Source organism: Psychrobacter sp. Ps3, assembly GCF_022129275.1.
GTDB classification, from domain to species: domain Bacteria; phylum Pseudomonadota; class Gammaproteobacteria; order Pseudomonadales; family Moraxellaceae; genus Psychrobacter; species Psychrobacter submarinus.
Genome location: NZ_JADQAL010000030.1, coordinates 1 through 23914, shown reverse-complemented (window position 1 = coordinate 23914; position 23914 = coordinate 1). Strand labels below are relative to the sequence as shown.

Annotated in this window: 19 protein-coding genes; 13 read left to right on the top strand and 6 right to left on the bottom strand. The window is 44.5% G+C overall.

Translation table 11 applies throughout. The features are described from left to right. Nucleotides 1-31 precede the first annotated feature (31 nt). On the bottom strand, nt 32-793 hold the full coding sequence (locus I3248_RS09460) for an IclR family transcriptional regulator (RefSeq protein ID WP_238063426.1): 762 nt from the start codon (nt 791-793) through the stop codon (nt 32-34). A 619-nt stretch (nt 794-1412) separates the two neighbouring features. Here I3248_RS09460 and I3248_RS09455 point away from each other — a divergent pair. Continuing rightward, nucleotides 1413-2255: a hypothetical protein gene (locus I3248_RS09455; protein WP_238063436.1), complete on the top strand. Its 843-nt coding sequence runs from the start codon at nt 1413-1415 to the stop codon at nt 2253-2255. Between the two features lie 138 nt (nt 2256-2393). On the opposite strand, the gene I3248_RS09450 is transcribed toward I3248_RS09455, so the two are convergent. The 3 genes from I3248_RS09450 to I3248_RS09440 form a co-directional block, all read right to left on the bottom strand. Next, a complete protein-coding gene (locus I3248_RS09450) occupies nt 2394-3191 on the bottom strand; it encodes a 4'-phosphopantetheinyl transferase superfamily protein (RefSeq protein ID WP_238063425.1) in 798 nt (265 codons plus the stop codon). A 182-nt stretch (nt 3192-3373) separates the two neighbouring features. Next, the gene (gene pal, locus I3248_RS09445) at nt 3374-3871 is read right to left on the bottom strand and encodes a peptidoglycan-associated lipoprotein Pal (RefSeq protein ID WP_025646554.1); all 498 of its coding nucleotides are present in this window, start codon (nt 3869-3871) and stop codon (nt 3374-3376) included. Between the two features lie 278 nt (nt 3872-4149). Continuing rightward, the gene (locus I3248_RS09440) at nt 4150-4839 is read right to left on the bottom strand and encodes a DUF6231 family protein (protein ID WP_269117174.1); all 690 of its coding nucleotides are present in this window, start codon (nt 4837-4839) and stop codon (nt 4150-4152) included. 180 nt (nt 4840-5019) lie between these two features. On the opposite strand from I3248_RS09440, the gene pepN reads away from it, so the two are divergent. Beyond that, entirely contained in the window at nt 5020-7671 is a 2652-nt protein-coding gene (gene pepN, locus I3248_RS09435) for an aminopeptidase N (RefSeq protein WP_238063424.1), read from the top strand. Between the two features lie 85 nt (nt 7672-7756). Here the strand turns inward: pepN and I3248_RS09430 are convergent, their stop codons facing one another. Next, nucleotides 7757-8839 (bottom strand): 3-deoxy-7-phosphoheptulonate synthase, encoded by a 1083-nt coding sequence (locus I3248_RS09430; protein WP_238063423.1) that lies wholly within the window; start codon nt 8837-8839, stop codon nt 7757-7759. A 179-nt stretch (nt 8840-9018) separates the two neighbouring features. Between I3248_RS09430 and lpxB the strand changes: the two genes are divergently transcribed. From lpxB to I3248_RS09410, 4 genes are all read left to right on the top strand, one after another. Continuing rightward, nucleotides 9019-10368 carry a lipid-A-disaccharide synthase gene (gene lpxB, locus I3248_RS09425; protein WP_238063422.1) on the top strand — a complete coding sequence of 450 codons (1350 nt, stop codon included), beginning with the start codon at nt 9019-9021 and terminating at the stop codon, nt 10366-10368. A gap of 45 nt (nt 10369-10413) precedes the next feature. Further along, entirely contained in the window at nt 10414-11244 is an 831-nt protein-coding gene (locus I3248_RS09420) for a ribonuclease HII (RefSeq protein WP_238063421.1), read from the top strand. Between the two features lie 229 nt (nt 11245-11473). Next, a complete protein-coding gene (locus I3248_RS09415) occupies nt 11474-12805 on the top strand; it encodes a CAP domain-containing protein (protein WP_238063420.1) in 1332 nt (443 codons plus the stop codon). A gap of 136 nt (nt 12806-12941) precedes the next feature. Continuing rightward, the gene (locus I3248_RS09410; RefSeq protein WP_238063419.1) at nt 12942-14252 is read left to right on the top strand and encodes a CAP domain-containing protein; all 1311 of its coding nucleotides are present in this window, start codon (nt 12942-12944) and stop codon (nt 14250-14252) included. 78 nt (nt 14253-14330) lie between these two features. Here the strand turns inward: I3248_RS09410 and I3248_RS09405 are convergent, their stop codons facing one another. Beyond that, on the bottom strand, nt 14331-14912 hold the full coding sequence (locus I3248_RS09405) for a DUF924 family protein (protein WP_227675572.1): 582 nt from the start codon (nt 14910-14912) through the stop codon (nt 14331-14333). Nucleotides 14913-15201: 289 nt separating this feature from the next. On the opposite strand from I3248_RS09405, the gene nspC reads away from it, so the two are divergent. The 7 genes from nspC (at nt 15202) to mutL (ending at nt 23829) form a co-directional block, all read left to right on the top strand. Continuing rightward, nucleotides 15202-16413 (top strand): carboxynorspermidine decarboxylase, encoded by a 1212-nt coding sequence (gene nspC / locus I3248_RS09400; protein ID WP_238063418.1) that lies wholly within the window; start codon nt 15202-15204, stop codon nt 16411-16413. 206 nt (nt 16414-16619) lie between these two features. Next, nucleotides 16620-17885, top strand: a complete 1266-nt coding sequence (locus I3248_RS09395) for a saccharopine dehydrogenase family protein (RefSeq protein ID WP_238063417.1) — start codon at nt 16620-16622, stop codon at nt 17883-17885. Between the two features lie 117 nt (nt 17886-18002). Beyond that, nucleotides 18003-18209: a DUF2905 domain-containing protein gene (locus I3248_RS09390; protein ID WP_025646563.1), complete on the top strand. Its 207-nt coding sequence runs from the start codon at nt 18003-18005 to the stop codon at nt 18207-18209. A 162-nt stretch (nt 18210-18371) separates the two neighbouring features. Next, a complete protein-coding gene (locus I3248_RS09385) occupies nt 18372-20048 on the top strand; it encodes a GMC family oxidoreductase N-terminal domain-containing protein (RefSeq protein WP_238063416.1) in 1677 nt (558 codons plus the stop codon). 320 nt (nt 20049-20368) lie between these two features. Then, the gene (locus tag I3248_RS09380) at nt 20369-20887 is read left to right on the top strand and encodes a hypothetical protein (protein WP_051397468.1); all 519 of its coding nucleotides are present in this window, start codon (nt 20369-20371) and stop codon (nt 20885-20887) included. Nucleotides 20888-21504: 617 nt separating this feature from the next. Beyond that, nucleotides 21505-22017 carry a tRNA (adenosine(37)-N6)-threonylcarbamoyltransferase complex ATPase subunit type 1 TsaE gene (gene tsaE, locus I3248_RS09375; RefSeq protein ID WP_201610614.1) on the top strand — a complete coding sequence of 171 codons (513 nt, stop codon included), beginning with the start codon at nt 21505-21507 and terminating at the stop codon, nt 22015-22017. 21 nt (nt 22018-22038) lie between these two features. Beyond that, nucleotides 22039-23829 carry a DNA mismatch repair endonuclease MutL gene (gene mutL / locus I3248_RS09370; protein ID WP_238063415.1) on the top strand — a complete coding sequence of 597 codons (1791 nt, stop codon included), beginning with the start codon at nt 22039-22041 and terminating at the stop codon, nt 23827-23829. The last annotated feature ends 85 nt before the right edge of the window (nt 23830-23914 follow it).

Genomic DNA, 23914 nt, shown 5'->3' with positions numbered 1-23914 from the left:
ACCGCTACAGAGTGACAGCCACACCCACTGATTATTTCATTTCAAACTCATAGCACAGTGTTTGGATATCCTGCGCCGCGACTCTAAGTCTGGGTACGTGTGTCTGAAGCGCTTCTAAAGAGACGCGGATAGTAGGTGCATTTACAAATAAAGACGCCAAATAGCGTGAGTCCTTATCGAGTATAGGCACGGCTACTGATACGGTCTCAGAGATAAACTCTTCGTTGTCTATGCCGACGCCTGACTTCGCGATAGTGTCTAATTCAGCAGTTAAAGCATCAACATCGGTAAAGGTGTTTTCAGTAAACCTATCAAGGGGGAGCTGTCGCAGCATCTTCGCACGGGTTTGCGTAGGCAGAAGACTAAGATAGAGCTTACCCGTTGCGGTACACCACATTGGCGACTGAGAGCCGGCTGGTAAATAGATCTGGATAGGCAGATCAGTCTGTACGCGATTGGTATGTAGCATGCTCATCTGATGCGGTACAGCGATGCCGCAGCTCTCCTTTATATCATTCACCAATCCTTGTAGTATCAACTGCCGCTCCTGAAAGAACTGCTTTTGTTGCCACAGCTCTATACTCAGATTACGTACGCGCTTGCCTGGTATTATTCCGCCTCCTATATCCACGCCAATAAACCCTTCTTCGACCAAAGTCTGTATCAACCGGTGAATAGTAGGTTTTGGAATGTCTAAATCCTTTGACAGCTCAAGGGGTGAGAGCGGTCTTTGGGCATAAGACACGGCTTCTACAATCTCTAATACACGAGTAATAGATGATACTTTAGGCATAATATTGGCTCGATAGTTAATGGGTAGTCATTCATGCGATTGCTCAGCAGGCAACTCACTAATCTAGCTTTGCATAAAGAGTGTGGCTAGCTATTTCATCATCCAATTAGGGTATTATCAGCAAGCCATACTACTCATTTTGTCTCTATGGCTCGCTAAGATACATCATTTCACATAACACAACAAACCGTAGTAATTAGTTATATAAGCTACACTGTTTAAAATCTTATAATAAGCCAAAATAGCATTCAGTTACTTAGATATGTCATTAAGAGTTTTTAGCTTACCGATACGACACCACGTTTATTTATGCTTCTAAACGTTGTTCTCCGAGGTTACTCGCTTTGTAATGATGAGTTATTATTTACTAGATATATTGATACACTAATTATTCTGTCTTGACATATCTTGTAACACTAATGCACTTTATGACAGAGTGTAACGGTAATAATTACAATACCTACGTAATCTTTACATAATGGCAAACAAAAAGCGCTTCTTAGGGGATGACTTTTAGGGTCAAAATTGTTTTAATCTGCTCAACAAAATGATGGTTTGTAAAAACGCTAAGTCATCATTCACTGTGGGCAAGCTACTTCATATTTTTAGGAGATTAATGATGAAACTTATTAAACTTACGGCAGTATCTGCCGCTATTCTAGGCTCAACTGCTGCTATGGCTGCCGATCCTATCGTTGTTGTAGATGATAATGATACGGTTGCTTACCCAGTAGCTGCTCCTGCGTATCAGTATAACCAAGATGCGGGTATCGTCCGCAATACTACTGGCGCAGTCGTTGGTACAACTAAGACTCTATTTAACACAGCAATCAACCCTGCTGCTGTTAGTGCAGAGATTGGTACGCTAGGTTATGGCGCAAACCTCGCGTGGAGCATGAACGAGACTACTGAACTACAAGCCGGTTGGGCAGGTGGCGACGTATCTGATATCAAAGATGACTTTGATGTAGACGACATCAACTATGATATTGATGATGCAGATTTTAGTAACCCGTATTTAGGCGTACAGATGCGCCCTGCAGCGAACTGGTTTACTGTGGGTGCTGGCATCATCGTACCAGATAATGATTTTGAAGTAACTGCAAGTGCTGAAGGTCCAAACTTTAGAATTGATAACATTGATTACAATGCTGAAGACGTTGGTACCTTGTCTGGAACTTTGGAGCATCGTAATGATTTGGCTCCATACTTAACCGTTGGTTTCCGTCCAAACATTAGCGACAATTGGGGTGTGTTTGGTGAAATCGGTGCAGCCTACATGGGTAAAACCGATGCTACTGTTCGCTCAAGTAACCCAACAGAACTTGTCACAGTTACAGGCGGAGATGAAGAATTTGTAAGTGGCGCTGAAGTTGCAAGACGTGCTGAGCGTGAGCTTGAAGATAAAGATTGGTTAGAGTGGTTCCCAATTGTTAAATTAGGTGCAACTTACCGCTTCTAATTAAACAGTTTATCTGTTCTAACACTCTAAATAGCTAAATAAAAAAGCGATCTTCGGATCGCTTTTTTGTGTTTTAAGTTTGCTTAAATGGGGTAAGAGCGTTAGTTAAACTGAATATTACGCTAAATATTATTTATATCAGAATACTACTATCGTCTGATAGTTTGAAATATAAGCTACTCTACGCTGAGCGTCCTGGCTCAGCTCTATAAATAGCTCACGAGCAGAACTATTATTCTTAACAATACTATCAGCACTATTATCAGCGCTATCATATTCGATAAGTGTCTGAACTAGCGGTAGATCAGCACGACCTAAACCTGCTGCGAGTGTTGTTTGATTGATTTTGATCAAACTCTCTTTGATTTGCCATAGTAATCTGACCAGATAATCGCGTTTAGCGAGAGACAATTGCTCAAGCATAGCGATTTCACTGGGATGATAGAAACGTTTGGCGACTTGCCATGCCACGCTATTTACCTCGATATCTATACCAATAGCGCTGTCAAAGCTCAGAGCGACGGCTACTCTATCGGCTGAATGACTGAAGCACACATAGTGGCGATGGTTTTTGAGTCGATAGGGGAACGCTGACTCATCTAAAGTATCTGCTATGCCAAGCTCAGCGAGTAATCTATTTAAAAGTATGCGTACGCCAGTACGTTGGCTTTGACGCTTAATTTTTTTATTTAATAAATCTTGCTTTGTAGCACCTAACGAAGAGAAGTCACTGGCTGGGTTATAACAGGGCGACACGACACAAAACGTCTGCGAAGATAATGAGTCATGATCAAAGCCGCTAGTAGATAGAGTAATAGGCGTGAGGGCAGTCGAATGATCTCTCCATAATCGAGTGCCAATAGGCTGCAAGCGAGCAATAGCACAATAATGAGTCGCCGTAAGCTGCGTATAGTGGATATCATTCAGTAAGATCATAAGGGCGAGTTAATACTATTAATAATCATAAGCGTATTATTATGGCAGGTATGAAGGAGTAAGCGCAAAAATCCTTAGCTAATCTTATTGTAGAATACAAAAAAACCCAGTAATAATATTACTGGGTCAAAGTCAAAATACAGAATGAGATGAAAATAGGCTAATAACCAGTAAGCTGGCTATTAGTACGACAGCTCAGCGCGGCGGTTTAAGGCGTAAGCCTCTTCAGTGTTACCAGCTGCTGCAGGACGCTCTTCACCGTAGCTAATAATACGGATATTATTGGCAGCGACGCCTTGCGCTGCTAGATAATTACGTGCAGCTTGTGCACGGCGCTCACCCAAAGCGATATTGTACTCGCGGCTGCCGCGCTCATCAGTATGGCCTGCGATTAGCACCTGCGTACCTGGATTTGCGTTTAATAAGCTGACGTGTTGATTCAGTACGCTGGCAGCTTGTGCGGTGATCTCGCTACTATCAAATGCAAAATAAACGACCGCTTCCATATTGTCTGAAGCATCGACTACGGCTACAGGATTATCGACTACGACCGCACCAGTATAAACCCCTTGACCACCAGGGATACCTAAAGGCGCGACGACGACTTCAGAGGTAGCGCGTTTGGTGGCACAACCTGTAGTTAGGGCCACCGCACTAGACAAAACAGCTAGCGCAGTCATTTTGGCAAAACGGTTACTCAAAGAAGAAAGTTGTGACATTTGAAGCTCCTAAATAGGTAATTTGTTTGTTGTTTTATATATCGCACAATAAACTTAAGTCATTGAGGTCTATCATAAAATCAATGTTACGTTGTGTAAGTAGTATTACTGTAAATAATACCAAGGTTCGGTAAGTATTACAGTATGTGTCAGACAACTTAGTCTTCTAAATTTTTATTTTTTAATTTCAGCGAGATTATCGATAACACATATAGATAAACTAGAGCCATTGTTATTTTTTACCAGCGATACTTATCCCAGTTTTCAGGATTGGCCCAGTATTTACTATTTAGCCAATTGGGCAGGTGTTTATAATCGTACAGATTAAACTGCCAAAGGGTTAAAGAAGAGGCTGCTGGTAGCAGACGCTCAGCCGTAGGAGAGTCTATGGCTGTGATAGCCGTGTCAACTGCTTGATCGCCTAAGATATCGAACGGCATAAAGCCGTACGCTCGCAGGTCTATCTTATCCTTGACAGCGATTAACAAATGAGCGGCGTACAGATCCCTATAACGCATTATAGTCGGTATAAATTGCTGCAATTGCTCGGCTGACATAGTAGGTAGCCAAAAGCAGGCAAGCTCAAAACGCTGAGGACTATACTGATGACTAAGCTTGGCTAAAGTGCTTATCTCAATATCTGGTTTTATACTATTTTCAACTCTTTTCTCTTTAGCCTCATTCTCTTCATTTTCCTCTTTATCAGTATGACTATTCATAGCAAAGAGCTCTTGCTCGTCTTGTTTTTGCAGCAGTAGGCTGAGACTATCAGCTTGCTGGCTATCTTCAACTGCCCAGAGTAGTTTGGGTAGCTTGAGTAGCTTGGGCGATGTGGTTGCCTCTTTTGTAACCTCTAATAAAGAGGGTAGAAGGGCTTGAGTGTAAGCTATCAGCAAGGCTGGGGTAAGAGGAGGAGAGTTAGGATTCATAAAAGGCGCCAAAGTGGTTAAATCGCGAGGTTGCTCTTGAAATTTACTTATTGAGGCCAATGTAGCGTTAAAGCTTAGCAGAATCAAACTTAATTTAATGAGCGCGTTTAAATAAGCGGCAATGACGCCGTATAATAACAATAGACTCTAGCCTTCTTCAGAAAAACAATAGGATTATCAATGTCAACGACTCAAACTGATGCCAATATTATCAATGCAGACATGCCGGATGTTCCTACGCATATGCCCAGCAAAATCCATCTAAAAGACTATAAGCTGCCAAGCTTCGATGTTGATACCGTTGATTTAGATATTCAGCTGTTCGATGACCATGCCATCGTCGATAGCACTTTGGTGATGCAGCGGCAGAGCGATGGTGACTTAGTACTCGATGGCGAGGAGCTTGAGCTGTTATCTATCACACTTAACGATGAGGTACTGTCTAATGATCGCTATCAGCAAGCTGACGGTAAGCTTATTATTAGTGAGGCGCCAGATAAGCTGACTTTGCAGCTGCAAGTACGTATTTATCCGCATACTAATACTGCGCTTGAAGGTCTGTATATAGCCGGTAGTGGTAGCGATACGATGTTTGTCACTCAATGTGAGCCTGAGGGCTTTCGCAAGATTACCTTTTATCCTGATCGCCCTGATGTGCTATCTGTTTTTACTATCCGTATTGAGGCCGACAAGCGCTTTCCGACTTTACTTGCCAATGGTAATTTGATCGAAGCGGGTGAAGTTGCCGAAGATAACACCCGTCACTATGCAATTTGGCACGACCCAACCAACAAGCCCAGCTATTTATTCGCGAGCGTCATCGCTGATTTAGAAGTATTGAGTGATAGCTATACCACTAGTGAGGGGCGCGAGGTCTTGCTTGAGCTCTACGCCAAGAGTGATGATATCGATAAGTGTCATGTGGGTATGCAGGCGCTCAAAGACTCGATGCGCTGGGATGAGGTCAATTATGGCCGTGCGTATGATTTGGATCGCTACATGATAGTGGCGGTCAGTCAGTTCAATATGGGCGCGATGGAGAATAAAGGTCTCAATATCTTTAACACTGCTTGTGTGCTCTCAAGTCCTGAGACGACGACGGATGCGCGCAGCTTCAGTGTCAAATCCATCATTGCTCATGAGTACTTTCATAACTGGACTGGTAATCGTATTACCTGCCGTGATTGGTTTCAGCTGTGTCTAAAAGAAGGGCTTACCGTCTACCGCGATCAATCTTTTTCTGCCGATCAGCAGTCAAGCGCGGTGCAGCGTATCGATGATGTTGCCACTTTGCGCGCGCATCAATTCAGCGAGGACGCAGGGCCACTGGCGCATCCGGTACGTCCTGAGAGCTTCGTTGAGATTAATAATTTTTATACCACGACGGTATATGAAAAAGGCGCTGAAATCGTGCGGATGATAGCCAATACTTTAGGCCCTAAAGATTTTCGAAAAGGTACTGATGAGTACTTCCGTCGTTATGACGGCCAAGCGGTCACGGTTGAGGATTTTTTATCTGCGCTTAGCATTACCGATAGTAAGATTGAGGACTTTATCGATTGGTATCGTCAGCCGGGTACGCCCGTAGTATCTGGTCATCAAAGCTATGATAGTGATTCACAGACTTTGACAATCACTCTTAAGCAGCAGACGCGCCACGTACCAGGGTTTGATGCACCAAAGCCGCTACCAATACCAGTGGCGACCGCGTTATTTGACAAAGATTCCGGCGCTATCATTGATGAGCGTATGCTGATGCTTGATCAGGCAGAGCAGACCTTTAGTTTTGATAATATTACGCAAGAGCCAGTGGTTTCTTTACTGCGTGATTTTAGTGCGCCGGTGCAGCTCAATTATGATTATCAAGATGAGGACTTAGCGTTTTTGCTTGAGCATGAGACCAATGGCTTTAACCAATGGCAAGTGACACAGATGCTTGTCAATCGTATCTTACTCACTATTCAAGGCAATAAAAAAAGCAGTCCTGATATCTATCTGCAGTCTTTAGCGAAGACCCTGCCTAAGCTTGCGGTCACTGATGCTATGCTCGCGGCGCGTCTGCTCGATATTCCATCGGTGCAGGAGCTGGCCTCAGCCATACACCAAGACTACGATCCTAAAGTGGTCAAACAGCAGCGCAATGGCTTATATAAGCAAGTGGCGCAGACGCTTAAAAATGAGTGGACGGCTTTATATAATCAGTTGCCATTGCAGCCTTATTCCGATACGCCAGAAGCGCTTGGTAAGCGTGCCCTGCGTAATGTGGTCTTAGACATGGCATTGACCGCTGAAGTGGCTGGTGCAAAGGAGTGGGCACAGCAGCAGTATGAGAATGCTAGCTGTATGACCGAACGCTTCGGCGCGTTAAAGGCGATGGTGAATCATCGAGTTGCTGGTGCAGATAAGTGTTTAGCGGACTTTTACCAGCGCTTCTATGACAATGATTTGGCCATTGATTTGTGGTTTAGCATACAAGCCTCGAGCGCTCATGTCACCACACAAGATATCAAAGCTTTACTCGTGCATGATGATTTCGACTGGAACACGCCTAATCGGATACGCTCAGTGATTAGCGCTTTCACCTCGCAGCCGACCGTACTTTGGACCGCTGAGGGCTTGTCTCTTTTTACAGGGGTAATCAAAACGTTAGATGGCACCAATCCGGTATTGGCATCTCGCTTGCTACAAGTGCTAGCGCGCTGGTATACGCTAGCAGAGCCGACTCGGCAGATGGCGCAAGATGAGCTTGTCGCTTTGCAGCAGCAAGTCTCCTCTAAAAACGTAATAGAGACGCTAGATAGTGTGCTCAGTGCCGCAGAGGCTTCTGCTTAATAGCTCAGCCGGTAGAATACAAAAAGCTCATCTTAATAGATGAGCTTTTTTCGTTAAGCAATACAACTAGCGATAATGTCAGCAACTATCGATTAGGTAATATGTCTTTTACCGCGTCACGCAGCTCATGAAGAGCAGTCACTGTGCTGTCCCAGTCTAGGCAACCATCAGTGATAGACTTGCCATACTCAAGCTGACTAAGATCAGCGGTGAGCTTTTGATTACCGCCTTTTAGGTGACTCTCAATCATCATACCGATGATGGATTTATTGCCATTTCGAATTTGCTCAGCGACGTTGTTGATGACCATTGGCTGCAAATACGGATCTTTGCCTGAGTTGGCATGGCTTGAGTCAATCATAATCTTCGTGCTGGTTTTGCCTTTTTTTAGCTCGTTTTCTGCAGCTGCGACAGCGGTTTCATCATAGTTTGGCTTACCATTGCCGCCGCGCAGTACGACATGGGCATAAGGATTGCCTTTAGATTTAATAATCGACACTTGACCATCAGCAGATAGACCTAAGAAGCTATGACCTGCTTTGACCGCTTGCATAGCGTTGACAGCGACAGTCATACCGCCATCGGTGCCGTTTTTGAAGCCGACAGGGCAGGACAAGCCTGAGCTCATCTCGCGATGCGTCTGACTCTCAGTGGTACGAGCGCCAATCGCTGACCAGCTGATAAGATCTTGCATGTACTGCGGCGTATTCGGATCGAGCGCTTCGGTCGCACAAGGCAAGCCTTTTTCGTTCAAATCGATCAAAAGCTTACGAGCACTGCGCAGACCTTTTTCGATATCGAAGCTGTCATTCATATCTGGATCGTTGATCATGCCTTTCCAGCCCACAGTGGTACGCGGCTTCTCAAAATAGACTCTCATCACCACAAAGATGCTGTCTTCGACTTCTTTGGCCAATACAGCCAAACGATCCGCGTATTCGTGAGCGGCCTTTATATCGTGAATAGAGCAAGGGCCAATAACCACAAATAAGCGCTTGTCTTTACCATCCAAGATGTCTTGAATCGTATGACGGCCTTTGAGTACGGTTTGATAGGCGGCATCGGTAAGAGGTAGCTCAGTTTTTAGCTCAGCGGGGGTGACTAAAGGGATGAATTGGTCAATGTTCACGTCATCAATGTCTGCATTGTGGGTAACTGTTGTTGTCATGGGTATCTATCATTTAGCTGATTTGTGGGAATAATCATTATGAGGACAAAAGTGTGCGTTGACAAGGGTAGCTGTGCAGTTAATTGACTGATAACTGGAATGTGAAAACCAAAATTTTGTTATACTTGTTATTTTATGATTATATTATTCTTTATTTTTATCATTATTAAAGGTTTGTCATGACTCGTTTTGCTAAGCCTACTCAAGCGGATGAACAGCGTGCACCCTTAGGTGAACAGGCATTATCCTCAGTGCCATCAAAAGCACCATTAACACCACCATCGTCACCGCCATTGGTCATAGGGATAGTCGCCGGCGAGGTATCGGGGGATAGCTTAGGGGCAGACTTTATGCAGCAGATGAATAATCTGCGTGATGATATTGTTTGGGTGGGAGTGGGCGGACCCAAGATGCAAGCGCAGGGGCTACAGAGCCTGTTTCCTTTATCTCGGCTAGCCGTCATGGGTTTGGTTGAAGTGGTCGCGCAATTATCTGATCTTTTTAAAGCGCGCCGCGAGCTTTTAACTGCTTTTATGGATGCTCAGATAGATTGGTTTATTGGTATCGATGCGCCTGATTTTAATTTACGCGTCGCTAAGAAGCTCAAACCAAAAGGCGTGTTCTGTGTCCAGTACGTCAGCCCCTCTATTTGGGCATGGCGCGAGTCGCGTATCCACGGTATCAAAGAGGCGACTCATTTGGTGCTGTGCTTGTTTCCATTCGAGCTGCCCGTTTATGAGCGCTACAACCATCCGGCGATATGTGTGGGCCATCCGCTACTTAGAACGCTTGATACTGAGCTGACTGAGACGCCGACCAATCAGCTACGCAGTGAGCTGGTTTGGCAAAACGATGGCTTACAGCAGTTTTTTAGAGAGCGTTTTGAGGCAGTCAGTCAGCTTATCTGCGTCATGCCAGGCTCGCGCCGCAGTGAGATTACTGCTATTTTACCTTTGATGCTCGATGGTATGCAAAAACTGTTGTTAGTCGATCCCAAGCTGTGTTTTATTATCCCGACAGTCGATCAAAATCATCAATATATCGTGCAAGACGTGATAGATAAACGCTCTGAAACCCTGCGCGATGCTATTGCTGTAGTCTATGATGAGAGTCAGCCGAGTTTTAGTCAGCAAGCGATGGCGGCCTCCGATATGGTTATGCTCGCTTCGGGCACTGCAACGCTTGAAGCTATGCTGCTTGAGCGGCCTATGGTAGTTATTTATCAGCTTAATCAGCTGACTTATCAGATCGCTAAGCGCTTGGTCAAAGTTCCTTATGTTGCATTGCCTAACATATTGGCAAATGCGCCGATTGTGCCTGAGCTTATTCAAGAGCAGGCAACGGGCGAGAATATTTGCCGCACGCTGACTAAGCTTTTACAGCCGCGGGCCTATAATGAACAGCTACAGCATTTACTAGCGACTAAGCGCAATCTGCAGCAGCAGAGCAACCATGACCCCGCCAATAGCGTGGTCGAGCAATGGTTTGCCCAAATGAGAGCGCGTACCGCTCGCGATGCAACGTTCTAACAACCTCTCCAATCCTTATGATATAAAATAATTCCAGTGATAAAAATGAGTATTAATCCCCAAGTTTTGCCTATCGACACTTGTATTGAGCACATCACTATCAAAGGTCAATACACGTCCTTAGCCGCCCCTATAACATTAACTGGACAGTTACTTCTGTCGCAGCTCACAGCTGAGTATCCGCCGAGAGCGGTGCAAAGTGGCAGCTTACCCACATTACAGATAGGTATTGATGAAGCAGGGCGTGGGCCTTTGTTAGGGAGTGTCCATGTTGCGGCAGCTATTTTACCGAAGACTTGGTCAGATCTTATCGAAAACCAGCCGCTAAAAGACACGCCTTTATCCATCTTGACCGACTCCAAAAAGCTCAGTGAAAAAAAGCGCGATACTCTTTATCCTTTAATACAACAGCACGCGCTTGGATATATTATCGCAGATATTCCAGCAGCGGTTATCGATCAGTTAAATATCTTGCAAGCGACAATGCTCGGAATGCGCTTATGCATGGAAGAATTGCTAGAATCATTGGTTAGCAATGCTGCGAATATTCAAACAAGCCAAGTTGAGGTGTTAATCGATGGCAATCGCTGCCCTGAACTGAATTATGTTAAGTTGTCTGAATTTGGACTGTTCTCATCTGCTATTGATTGCCAAGCTTGGGTAAAAGGAGACGCGCGGCATACTAGTATAGCGGCAGCTAGTGTCTTGGCTAAAGTTAGCCGCGATCAGACGATGTACGCTTTAAATAGCAAGCATCCTGAGTATGCTATTGCTAAGCATAAAGGCTATCCGACTAAGGCGCACCTGCAAGCTATTGAGACTCATGGCGTGCTAGATGAGCACAGACGTAGTTTTTCGCCCATAAAACAAAGGTAGAGTATGTGAGTCGTCCATCTACACTGATATGTTTACCCTATAGTTATGCCACCACTATCATGTGAAATAGCCTAAGCATAATGAGGCAAATGTTTGAAATATAACATATTTTGGATATAATTAATTTAACAGAAAATGTCTCGTCACTATTGAAAACTGTTTGTCTTACGTTTATAGTTTGTAACTAGAGTCTAAACAGTATTCTAGTATTATCAAACATTAAGGACTGATGATGGTTTCAACATTGGCAGCGAAGCGCCTAAGCGCACTACTTTTTTCTGTTTTATTTCTAGCAGCATGTGGCGGCGGCGGGGGCAGCGATTCAGACACGAGTTCTGGCGCAGATGAATCTGCTGAGCCAAGTGTACCTAGTGAAGTAGAGAGTGATATTATAGTTTCAGACCCAATTGTTTCAGACTCAGATACGCCTAACACTGATAAGCCAAAGGACGAACAAGATGAACCAGTAGATCCCGCCCTACCAATCCCACCTACAGCAGATGATAAAGACCCGACTACCCCTCCAGCGACTCCGCCAGTAAGCAATAACCCTCAAGCGGTTTTGATCGCAAATAATGAGTTTAGTATTGCTCGTACCAGCTGTGGCCTTGGCGGACTGCAAATGGATAAGGAACTCGCTAGTATCGCCAGTCAGCATAGTCGCTATATCCAGCATGTGTTTGCGAATAGCACCCCAACCGTTTTTAATCCTCATTATGAAAATAAGATCAGTAATAACACTGATGTCACCGGCCAGAACAATCCATTTTTTGGCGGGGTTAGTTTTTCTGAGCGACTCGCAAACGCCCAGTACGAGAATCTAAAATACGGTGCGACTGAAAATATTGCCCAGACGATTTACTACAGCTCTTTAGGGACGCTTATCAGCGCTGATAACGCTGCCAGCTCGATGGCAAAGTCATTATTGGCAGCGCCTTACCATCTGCGTTCATTGATGCGAGCAAGCTCAAGCGTAGTCGGAACTGAGGTGGTCAGTTACAAGCCTTTTAATAAGGATCCCGAAAAAAATCAGGGTTATGTATTAGTCACTCATGCAGCAGCGACCGCGGCAAGTGTAAATGATACGGCATCAGGGATTTTTACTTATCCTTGTGATGGTGTCACTGGCACAGTTACTGCGCTATACAACGAAAGTCCTAATCCATTTAGAAATCCAAATGGTGGGCCTCCTACTAGAGATTTGCGAACTGATCCAATTGGTCAACCTGTTTATATCAACATGCCTTCAGCTCAAAGCATCAAAGTGCGTAATGTTGAATTCCGTGATTTGAAACGTAAAACGAATGTATTGGTCAAACTGTTGGATAGTAATGATGATCCGTTTAAAGGCACTAATTTTGAACTACCAGCAAACGAAGCCTTTATCATGCCGCTCACAGACAGCCTAAAAAGCTGTGAGGCTAAACGTACTCAGAATCAAAGTCAGCAGTGTGGACTGTACGGTAATACTGAGTACCGCGTCAGCTTCGATGTGTTAGTCGATAATAAAGATCTACAAAGCAAATCATTTATCTTTAAAACCGGCGCTGTCAATTATTAGTCGCTGTGGTTAAAATAAGCAGCTATAAGTAACGCTGAGATCCATTGGCTTTATAGCGTTAAGATTGATAGTCAAACGCACTATTACAATGCACCGTCAATATTAACGACAAAACTTATGACTAAAAGGGGAGTCAGTGAGCGCTAGATCTTCTGCTACCATGCCGGTGCTATTATTGGCTTTACTATTGCTAATACCTGCCGATGACGGAGTAAATAGAGCCTATCTACCAGCACTTTATCTACAAGATGTAAAAGCGGCGATAGCACATCTGCAGTTAGAGAAGGTGTTTGCAGCCTTAGGGATAGAGATCGATGAGCAAGCTGATACGAGTATTTTAGCCCAAAAGGATAATGAGTTAAGCTCAGGTGAAAAGACTCAAAACCATGATAGTAATGACGATAATAACAGTAACGAAAACATTAACGTCGATAATGATGACAATGCATCGGCTATAGCCAATAAGGTGTTTAATGACGCTAGAAGCCGCTGTGGCCTTGGCGCTTTATCGCCAGATGATGAGCTTAAACAAGTCGCGTTAGGACATGCGAACTATATTAAATACATTTTTGCTCATTCGCAGCCCTCGCTATTTTATCCGCACTATCAAAACGAGATCAAAGATATTAAAGCGGTTACTAGCAGCAATAACCCGCATTATAGCGGCCTAGATATCAAAAACCGTTTATTCAATGCCAGCTACGCCAATCTAAAGTATGGCTTCACAGAAAACATCGCACAGAGTATATATTACCATTCTGCAGGCGAGCTACTATCAGCAGAAGCGATAACCAATTCGATGGCTAGATCCTTGCTTGCCGCGCCTTATCATCTGCGCTCGCTGATGCAGCCAAGCTCGAAGGTCGTTGGGACGGCGGTCGTCGCCTACAAGCCCTATAATAAAGACACGCGCAATAATCAAGGCTATGTGCTAGTCAGCAACGCCGCTGCTACAGCTGACACGGTGGATGCTAACTATTCTGGTGTTTTAACTTATCCGTGCCAAGGCGTAACCAGCACAGTAACGGCTCTTTATAACGAAACCCCAGACCCAGTAAAGCATACCGGCCGCGACTTAAGTACCGATCCTATAGGTCAGCCTATCTATATCAAAGTGGCAGCAGCCGACACTATTCAGATTATCAACATTCGCTTTTACGATGAGCTGCGCAGAACAGCGATACCGACGCAAGTGCTTAATTATCAATCAGATCCTTACCTCAATACAGACTATGAACTGCCCAAAAACGAAGCTTTTATCTTACCTATCACAGACGCAGTCGATAGCTGTAAGGCTAGTATAAAGCAGACAATGATAAAAAAAGCAAACAACTGCGGCTTGCAGGGCAACACTGAGTATAAAGTAAGCTTCGATGTCATCATAAATGACCAACGCCTGATCAGTAAGTCGTTTAGCTTTATGACAGGCGAGGTGAACTACTCATAAATGAGCAGTCATCGAAAACTGAGTTGTCAGCATAGCCTTTTAATTATAATCTTTTAAGTATAGACCTCTAATCTGCGCCTAAAATGAAGAGCCCGGCTGCTGCAAAAACTCTTTTTCTTTGTCAGTAGACTCTCGGCCCAAAGTCTCATTACGATGCGGATAGCGACCAAATTGCTCAATAATATCTTTATGACGATGCTCAAACCCTAATGTACTTTCATCATTAAGCTGCTCAAATAATGGCAAATACTGCTCATGAATGGCTAAGGATTCAGAATGCATAAATGGCATGATAGTAAAGCGTCGCCATTCCATCGGTAAGCTATCAAAATGCGGCTGCTTGATCGCTTCTTGCGCAAGCACTACTGCCATGCCGTCTTGTGAAAAAGCACAAGGCTTGCCGCGGCATAAATTACGCGAGAACTGATCTAAGACAATAATCTCCGCCAAGCGTCCGGCGAGATTGGTAATGGAGCTATTGGCGTCGGCTTTATTGTCACCGCGGCGCCAGTGAGCGCACTCACCATGTATAGCTGCTTGCCAAATTTTTCCAAACTTTGACTCAATACGCTGATCAAAATCGTCGTTTTTCTCAAACCAGTAAGGCTCGTTGTCTTCATTAAACCAAAATTCTAATACGGCACGCGCATCAGCATTGATATGTTGTAGATTAATATCTTCAGCATTTATTTTATTATGATTCGCTTGACTAGCGCTGGTAGAATAATCGGTTGAGAGCGACATAAGATATTACTCCTAGTAATGAATTTAGCTTACTATAACTTAAATAGTAGCTGCGGTCATGATGTTAAAATGTAGTACCCCTTGTGCTTGCAAAAGCGAATATAAACCTTATTATTAGTCGCTACGAATGACCATCTGCCATCTGCTTCGCCTCTTTAACCTATACTATTCCACTTTTTTGCTTATCTGATTTAGGCTGCTTTATATGAATTCAGTAAACCCATCCTTAAAGGCTTCCAAAGTGTCGTCTCAATTACCAGCGACCCCTTATTATTTACTCGATGAGGCGGCAATCGTCAGCAATATGCAGATTATCGCGCGTCTATGTGAGCTATCAGGAGCCAAGGCGTTGCTCGCGCTTAAGTGCTTTGCAACTTGGGGAGTCTTTGACGCGATGCAGCCCTATTTGCACGGTACAACTTCATCGTCACTCAATGAGGTGCGTTTAGGTTTTGAGACGTTTGGCGGCGCGCAAGATAAAGAGACGCATGCTTATAGTGTGGCTTATAGCAGTGATGAGATAGATGAGGTATTGAGCTATGCCGATAAGATTATCTTTAATTCTATCTCGCAGCTCACCGCTTTTAAAGAGCAAGCCTATGCACAAAACATTCCTGTAGGCTTGCGTCTGAACCCTAAGACCAGTAATTCTTCTTTTATCATTGCTGATCCAGCGCGCCCGTTTAGTCGTTTGGGCGAGCATGACAAAGATAAAATTGCAGCGGTGCTTGCTGATATTAGTGGCGTGATGATTCACAATAACTGCGAGAACGATAGCTTTGAGGCGTTCAGCGATAGTTTGGCAGATATCGAAGCGAAGTTTGGTGATGTTTTAGCTAAGCTCGAGTGGGTAAGCCTCGGCGGCGGTATTCACTTTATTGCGCCTGATTATCCATTAGAAAAACTGGCCGATAGGCTAAAAAGCTTTAGCGAAAAATACGGCGTGCAAGTCTATCTTGAGCCAGGCGAGGCGAGTATCCATAGCGCGGGCACGCTCGTAACAACGGTGCTCGATACGCTGCACAATGAAAAAAACATCGCAGTGGTTGATGCTTCTATCGAAGCACATATGCTCGACTTATTAATTTACCAAGAGTCGGCAGCTATCGCGGCTATCAATGACGAGGCCGTCGATATCTTGCCCGCTGCAGAAAGCTGTAATCAGCAGGCGCTAGAAAATACCATCGTTTGTGGTCGTTCTTGCCTAGCGGGTGATATTTTTGGCGAGTATGCGCTAGCGGATAAACTCAAGGTAGGCGACCAAATAAGCTTTGCTAATGCCGCAGGTTATACTATGGTGAAAAAAAACTGGTTCAATGGCGTGAATATGCCAGCCATTGTAATTCGCCGTTTAGATGGCAGCATTGATATCCAGCGTGAGTTTGATTATCAAGATTATAAAGCGAGCTTGTCTTAATTTTTACTCGCTAGATAGTGCTAAAAAAAGGATAAAATTGTTATAATTGCACTAGGTAAAGGTTATAAGACAAATAGTAGTTTTTGCCCGACGGGTGTATGGGTTTTCCTCGGTCTTCCTTTTTAATTCATACACATCATTCATCTGTTACTGTTTTGCATAGCCACCTCTGTGGCATCGGCAGGAACACAAAGGAGGATTGTTCATTGAACATAAGTCAAACCAAGCTTAATAAAAAAGACGTTCTTATTATCGGTGCAGGCGGCGTGGCGCAAGTGGTCGCGCATAAATGTGCCATGCATAATGACGTACTCGGCGAGATTCATATTGCCTCGCGTACTAAGGCCAAGTGTGATGAGATAGCGCAAAGCGTCCATGACAAAAAAAGCTTTAAACGTCCAGCGACGCTGCACACTCATCAAGTCGATGCGATGGACAGTGCAGCGCTGATCAAACTTATCAACGACACGAGTATTGAGATCCTTATCAATGTCGGCTCAGCCTTTATTAATATGAGTGTACTAGAAGCTTGTATTGAGACGGGAGTAGCTTATATCGACACTGCCATTCACGAAGATCCGCGCAAGATTTGTGAAACCCCGCCTTGGTATAACAATTATGAATGGCAACGCAAGCAGCGCTGCGCTGATAATAATGTCACTGCTATCTTGGGCGCAGGGTTTGATCCGGGCGTGGTCAACGCTTACGCGCGCCTCGGCTATGACATGATGGATAAAGGTTCAGTCACTGATATCGATATTATTGATATTAACGCTGGCAGCCATGGTAAATACTTTGCAACCAACTTCGACCCTGAGATTAACTTTCGCGAGTTCACCGGCACAGTTTACTCTTGGCAAGATAGCCAATGGCAAACCAACGATATGTTCGAGGTCAAGCGTACCGATGATCTGCCTGTCGTTGGCGTGCAAAACAGCTATTTAAGCGGACATGACGAGATTCATTCGCTATCAGCCAATCTAGATGTACCGAATATTCGCTTTTGGATGGGTTTTGGTGAGCACTACATTAATGTCTTTACCGTCCTACAAAGTCTGGGCTTGCTCTCTGAGCAGCCAGTGACGACTGCCGAGGGGCAAGAAGTGATTCCGCTCAAAGTGGTCAAAGCGGTATTGCCAGATCCTAGCTCGCTTGCACCTAATTATACAGGCAAGACTTGTATTGGTGATAAAGTCAAAGGACAGATAGACGGTGTTGATTCTGAGGTGTTTATCTACAACGTCTCTGACCATAAAGAGGCCTATAATGAAGTGGGTAGCCAAGGTATCTCCTATACTGCAGGCGTGCCACCCGTCGCAGCCGCTATGCTTGTCGCGACTGGGGAGTGGGACACCGGAAAGATGGTCAATGTCGAGGAGCTAGACGCTAAGCCATTCATTAATCTACTCAATAAGATAGGTCTACCAACGCGTATCAAAGATAGCGAAGGCGATAGAGCGCTCGAATTTTAGGTTAAATATTAGTTTTATAAAAAAGCTTATCTGTTATAGATAGGCTTTTTTTGTAGACGCTGATATAGTTGATTAAGCTGATATATTTAATTAAAAAATATTAATAAGGACTAACCAATGGCAAAAATCCTAATTATTTTGGGAGCTATATTAGTAGTAATAGGGGCTATTTGGCTAGTGTTTCCAAGCCTGTTTTCGTGGATAGGCAATCTACCAGGCGACATCAAGCACAGCTCTGGCAATACCAAAATTTACTTTCCAATAATGACGATGATTGTGATAAGCGTTGTAGCAAGCATTCTGCTGAATCTATTTAATCGCTAAAAAGTCATGTCAGTTTTAGCCTAGAGTTTCGTTAAATTTTCTAAGCAGCGCTAGCTAATTCTGCTATAGTGAAATGACTGTATCGCGTTATATGATCGGTACTATCTATTAGTAAGCTATTAGCAAGGAGCTAGTAAGCTATTAGCAAGGAGCGCTTTTCTCATGGAATTTGACTATGTCATTATCGGCGGCGGCTCAGCAGGATGCGTGATGGCCAGCCGCTTATCAGAAGATCCAACTATCTCAGTGTGCCTATTAGAGTTTGGCGGCGACGGCAAAGATTTAGCCGTACGTGTACCTGCAGGCGTCATCATGATGATGCGCGACAAGCCAGTAAAGATCAACAACTGGGCATTCAATACTGTACCGCAAACCCAGCTCAATAATCGCATAGGATATCAGCCGCGCGGACAGTGTTTGGGCGGCTCATCCGCTATCAATGCGATGGTCTATACTCGCGGTAGTGCCAAAGACTATAATCGCTGGGCAGATAACGGCTGCGAGGGTTGGGGCTTTGATGATATGTTGCCTTTTTTCAAAAAAGCCGAAAACAATATTCGTGGGGGCGACGAGCATCACGGCGACTCAGGTCCCCTGCACGTGTCCGAGTTACTGAGCCCGCGGCCTATCTCTAAAGCCTTTGTTGATGCTTGTGTGGCTAATGGTCTCGATGCCAACGACGACTTTAATGGTACAAAGCAAGACGGCGCGGGCCTATATCAAGTCACCCACTTCCATGGCGATAAGCAGGGCCAGCGCTGTTCAGCCGCTGCTGCTTACTTGCACCCTATTGAAGAGCGTCCGAACCTCACCATCATCACCGGCGCTATGGTATCCAAGGTTATCATAGAAGATAAGCGGGCCACGGGTGTCGCTTACGTCAAGCATGGTGAAGAATATACGGTCAGCGCTCTCGAAGAGGTGCTACTATGCGCGGGCGCGTTCGGCTCTCCAAAGACGTTGATGCTATCAGGTATTGGTCCAAAACAGCACTTAGAGCAGCACGGTATCGAGGTGATTCAGGAGTCGCCGGATGTTGGCGGTAACTTGCAAGATCACTTGGATGTGGTGTTTGATTATAAGGTCAATACCAAAGACATCATCGGTATCGGCCTAAGCACGGTTGCGCAGATGACGTCTGCTTTAGGACAATGGCGCAGAGATGGGACGGGCATACTATCGACCAATTATGCCGAAGGCGGCGCTTTTTATAGCGCTACGGATAAGACGCCAAAAGACTGGCCTGACACTCAGCTGCATTTTGTCATCTCGCGTGTGATTAATCACGGACGTGAGCTGAAGTGGGGTTACGGCGTTTCAGTACACAGCTGCTATTTGCGCCCTGAGAGCCGTGGCACAGTGAGACTGGCGTCAACCGATCCTAGCGAGCCGCCACTGATTGATCCCAATTATTTGTCAAACGACAAAGATGTAGAGTTTATGGTCGCGGGCGCCGAGCGTGCTCGCGCTATTATGGAAGAAGCGCCTCTTGCCAAGTTCATCACCGAGGACTATGCCGCGCCTTATATCAAAAAAGATGGCTTGCTTGGTTATATTCGCAATAAGTCCGACACCATTTATCATCCTGTCGGTACTTGCCGTATGGGCACAGATGAGCTGTCGGTTGTCGATACGGATCTGAAGGTGCGCGGTATTGAGGGCTTACGGGTGATTGATGCGTCGATTATGCCGACACTGATTAGCGCTAATACCAACGCACCAACCATTGCTATCGCCGAAAAGATAGCCGAACAAATGAAATCAGAGCGTCATAGTAGTGAAAGCGTACCGACGCAGATCACTAACTATGCCAAAGCTGAGCACGTAGCAGCAGGGTAATCAAGCTTTTGAAGCTAAACAAGCTATTAGAGTTTAAATAAAGTTTTCTAGTGTTTTAATACTAGAAGGCTTTTTAAGTAATCACAATTTTATCTTAATAGTTTTTATCATCTGCTTAAAAGGGCAATATAACGCTTTAACCGTAGGTGATATGAAGCTACAAACCGTCATAAAGCATGATTCGTTTTACAAAAAGCTAAGGCATGACTAGCAAGGGAGTATAGAGTTGTGCACTAAGAAGATGTAACAAAGTGATTTTGCAAGTGATATTTTAGACCTTGCAAGCAACATTGAGTTTATGAGATATCAATTGGGGGTTTATGAAAATAGGTGATAGCAAAGAAAATAGGTTTGCAAATATAGAGCAGAGCAGCATGAACGGTTATGCACCAGAATATACAAAAAAAGAAAAAATAGTATTATTAGCTAAATATCTTACTATTGCAGCCGGTTCGATAGCTTTGATTGAGTGGTACTTACTACCCAAATTTAGCTTGTATATTGATAACATCAGTTGCTACGATTATAAATGGTTCACAGGTTTTGAGATTATGTTCTATGGATTGTTTGTAGGATTCCCTTTAGGGCTAGCAATAATATTGTTTTGTTTAGAAGGATTCAGAAATCTTAAAGTACTCCAACTAAATCAAAACCCTCTACCTAATGAGAAGGTTTGGAAACCGACCAAGTATAGTTACGGTTTAAAAGCAAAAGTAAAACCAATTGGTTTCTTTACTCTACTGACTTTACTGGTGCTGTTGAGTATTCTTGGCGCATATAAAGCAAGTCAGCTCCTCGCTAATGATACTCTCACAGACGATGCACCCTGTTTAGTCTAACTATAGTGATAATGCTCAAAGCAAGAGCCTAAATATAGCAGTTCAAGTAGAATGATTTAGCTCAAGCGCTATCGAACTAAAACTATCAATCCTCAACCTGCCTTTTATTACTCAAATAAATCAAATAAAGCGCGCCCGTCAGCCGAATCCCAAAAATACTGCTAATCACCTGATTTTCTCTCCTAAAGGCCCTAGAAATGCCGCTTCAGTGGCGAGCGCCATACCGCCCGATACTACGAATAACAATACCAAGATCTGCTTCATAGTCTGCCTTTATGAATCTTAGGGTTGAACGTTTTAAATCGTGCAATTGATAGTTTAAGTTTAAAAGCATTTCATAGTTTCGACGCATGTATTGTAGGGAGGGCGCGGGGTAAAGACAATAGTAACCGCGAGTGTTCATTTCCAATTAGCGATATAGAAAAATCAGTGACTGCGTAAACTGAGTATGAGATTCTATATAGTTCATGTTTTTGTTTCTGGTTTGGTATCGCTAGTAGATGTCAGCGTTAATAAGTGCTTACTTACGAATGAGAAGCGATTTGCTATACTGTCTTGTCAATAATGAGCATCGATAAAAATTTTGATGTAGAGATAATCCGAGTAGGGGCCACTAAATGTCTGATAGTAATTCGAGTGCTATAGTAGGACTGCAAACCTTAACATTACACTCAGAAACCGATACCCAATTAGTAGCGCAGCAGTTGGCTACGCTACCGATAGAGGGCAGTGTATGGCTATCCGGGGACTTAGGCGCAGGCAAGACCACTTTGACGCGTTATTGGCTACAAGCGTTAGGTCATAAAGGCGCGGTTAAAAGTCCGACTTACACCTTAGTGGAGCCTTATCAGATTGAGCAAGAGAATGGCTCTGTAAAGCCGGTGTATCATGCTGATTTATATCGATTGCAAGACCCAGAAGAGCTATCTTTTATTGGTTTTGATGAGTATCTTGATGAGCCAAATGCGCTAGCTATTATAGAATGGGCGAGTCGCGCCGATAGCTATTTGCCGCCACCGGCTATATTTATCGATATGACGGAAGCCGATGACGGCGCGCGGCAGATTGAGTGTCGTCTCTCAAAAATAGGTCAAGCCCAAGGCTTAGACTTATCCACTTTGCACTTATAACTCTGCACTCATAATTCTGTTATGCTAGAAAATACCGCCATTAGTCGTATAAAAAAACTCTCGCCGCTACTGATCAATCAATTGGCGGCAGGCGAGGTGGTGACGCGTCCGGCCGCTGTGGTCAAAGAGCTGCTCGAGAACGCTATCGATGCCAAAGCCACACATATCGAGGTACATATCACTCAAGGCGGTATGGGAATGATACAGGTCGCGGACAATGGCGCGGGTATCCATCCAGATGATATGGTAATGGCCATTACTCGCCACGCTACTAGCAAGGTCGCTGATGTTGCTAACCTACAAGGTATCCGTACGTTAGGGTTTCGCGGTGAGGCCTTAGCCGCTACGGCTGCAGTCTCACGCCTGACTTTGATCAGTAGTCATGATGACAATGGTATAGGTCGACAGCTGCAAGTCTCAGGTGTACTTGCTGAGGAGCCGCCCTTGACGCCAGTGGTGCACAACCGCGGCACCACAGTCACGATTAAAGATTTGTATTTTAATGTGCCTGCTAGGCGCGGCAATCTAAAGTCTATCGCTACTGAATTTGCTCATATTGAAACCATAGTCCGTGAGGTTGCTTTAGCGCGTGCTGATGTGACGCTCGTTCTTTTCCATGATAATAAAAAACGTATCACCCTATCAGCAGATCGAGACGATGATACGACTAGCAGCGCCTCAGTAGCTAATATCCGCCAACATCTCCCTATCTCTCGACTAGAGCAAGCGCTAGGTTTAGCGCTACAAGAGAATGCTGTAGAAGTTGCTGTAGATTTATCAGGTCTACAGCAGCAGTACGCTGACTCGAGCAATACAAGTCCATCAGCAATGACGCCAGCGCAAGTTAACGGTTGGTTGTGGCCAGCTATGCAGCCGCAGCCCAATCTCCCAAAGCTAATCTATGTCAATGGACGCTTAGTCAAAGAGGCCATTATCAGCAATCAGCTCCGGCAATTAGCAGCAAGTGCTGAGATTGCGGCGCTGGGGTACGCGTTATACTTTGAGCTGCCATTATCTTGGTTGAATGTTAATGTGCATCCTAGCAAACAGCGCATCAAAATCAGCTCTCTCAATAACATCGTGGCGCATCTGAGTTATGCTATCAGCAACAAGCTCAAAAGCGCAGTGATAGACTATCCTTCGTTAGCATCATCAAGCCCAGAATTATTAGAGGACGAGATAAACGAAAATCAGCCTGATGACAGTGGGCATAATTTTTCGGCTTTTAAGCCGCAAGTACAGTCTGTTAAGCACTCTTATCAGCACTCACAAGAGCCAGATACAGTTGCCAGTGGTGCCAATCAGGTAAATGACAACGCTGCGATAACGACAGCAAGCGATAAACAGCCCAGTACTCCCTCAGTATTACCTACAATAAGTGGCAAGCGTTCAATGCCTTTGCCATACTGTTTAGAAGTGATTACTGACTTGTCAGAGTATGAGCTTGGAGCTTCAGAAGATCTTGTAGGCGCAGTGAACGATAATGTCCCTAGCGCTTTGTCACCTTGGCTATTGTTTTATGCTTTAGTGCACAATCAAGGACAATTAATGGTGATAACAGAAGCGGAGTGGCATCAGCGGTTCGCTCGGTTATTTACAGCCAATGATTATCGGCAGTCTCATAAATCAGCCAGTCAGTTGGCAATAAACCAAGAGATTAATGCGCAGATTAGCCATTACGCGGCACAAATGTCGACGCCAGATTTGCAAGCTTTTACCTCAGATATTATAGAGATACTCACGACCAAAGCCATTGTACGGACAGACAGCAAACCGTTAATTGGCTTATTATTATCGTCCGCTTTAGCTTAATCGTATTTAGCTTTACGCTGTCACACTCTTTATTAGGGCGTGTTGAACATTCGACCATGGCACTGACAGAGACTATTTTTTAGGC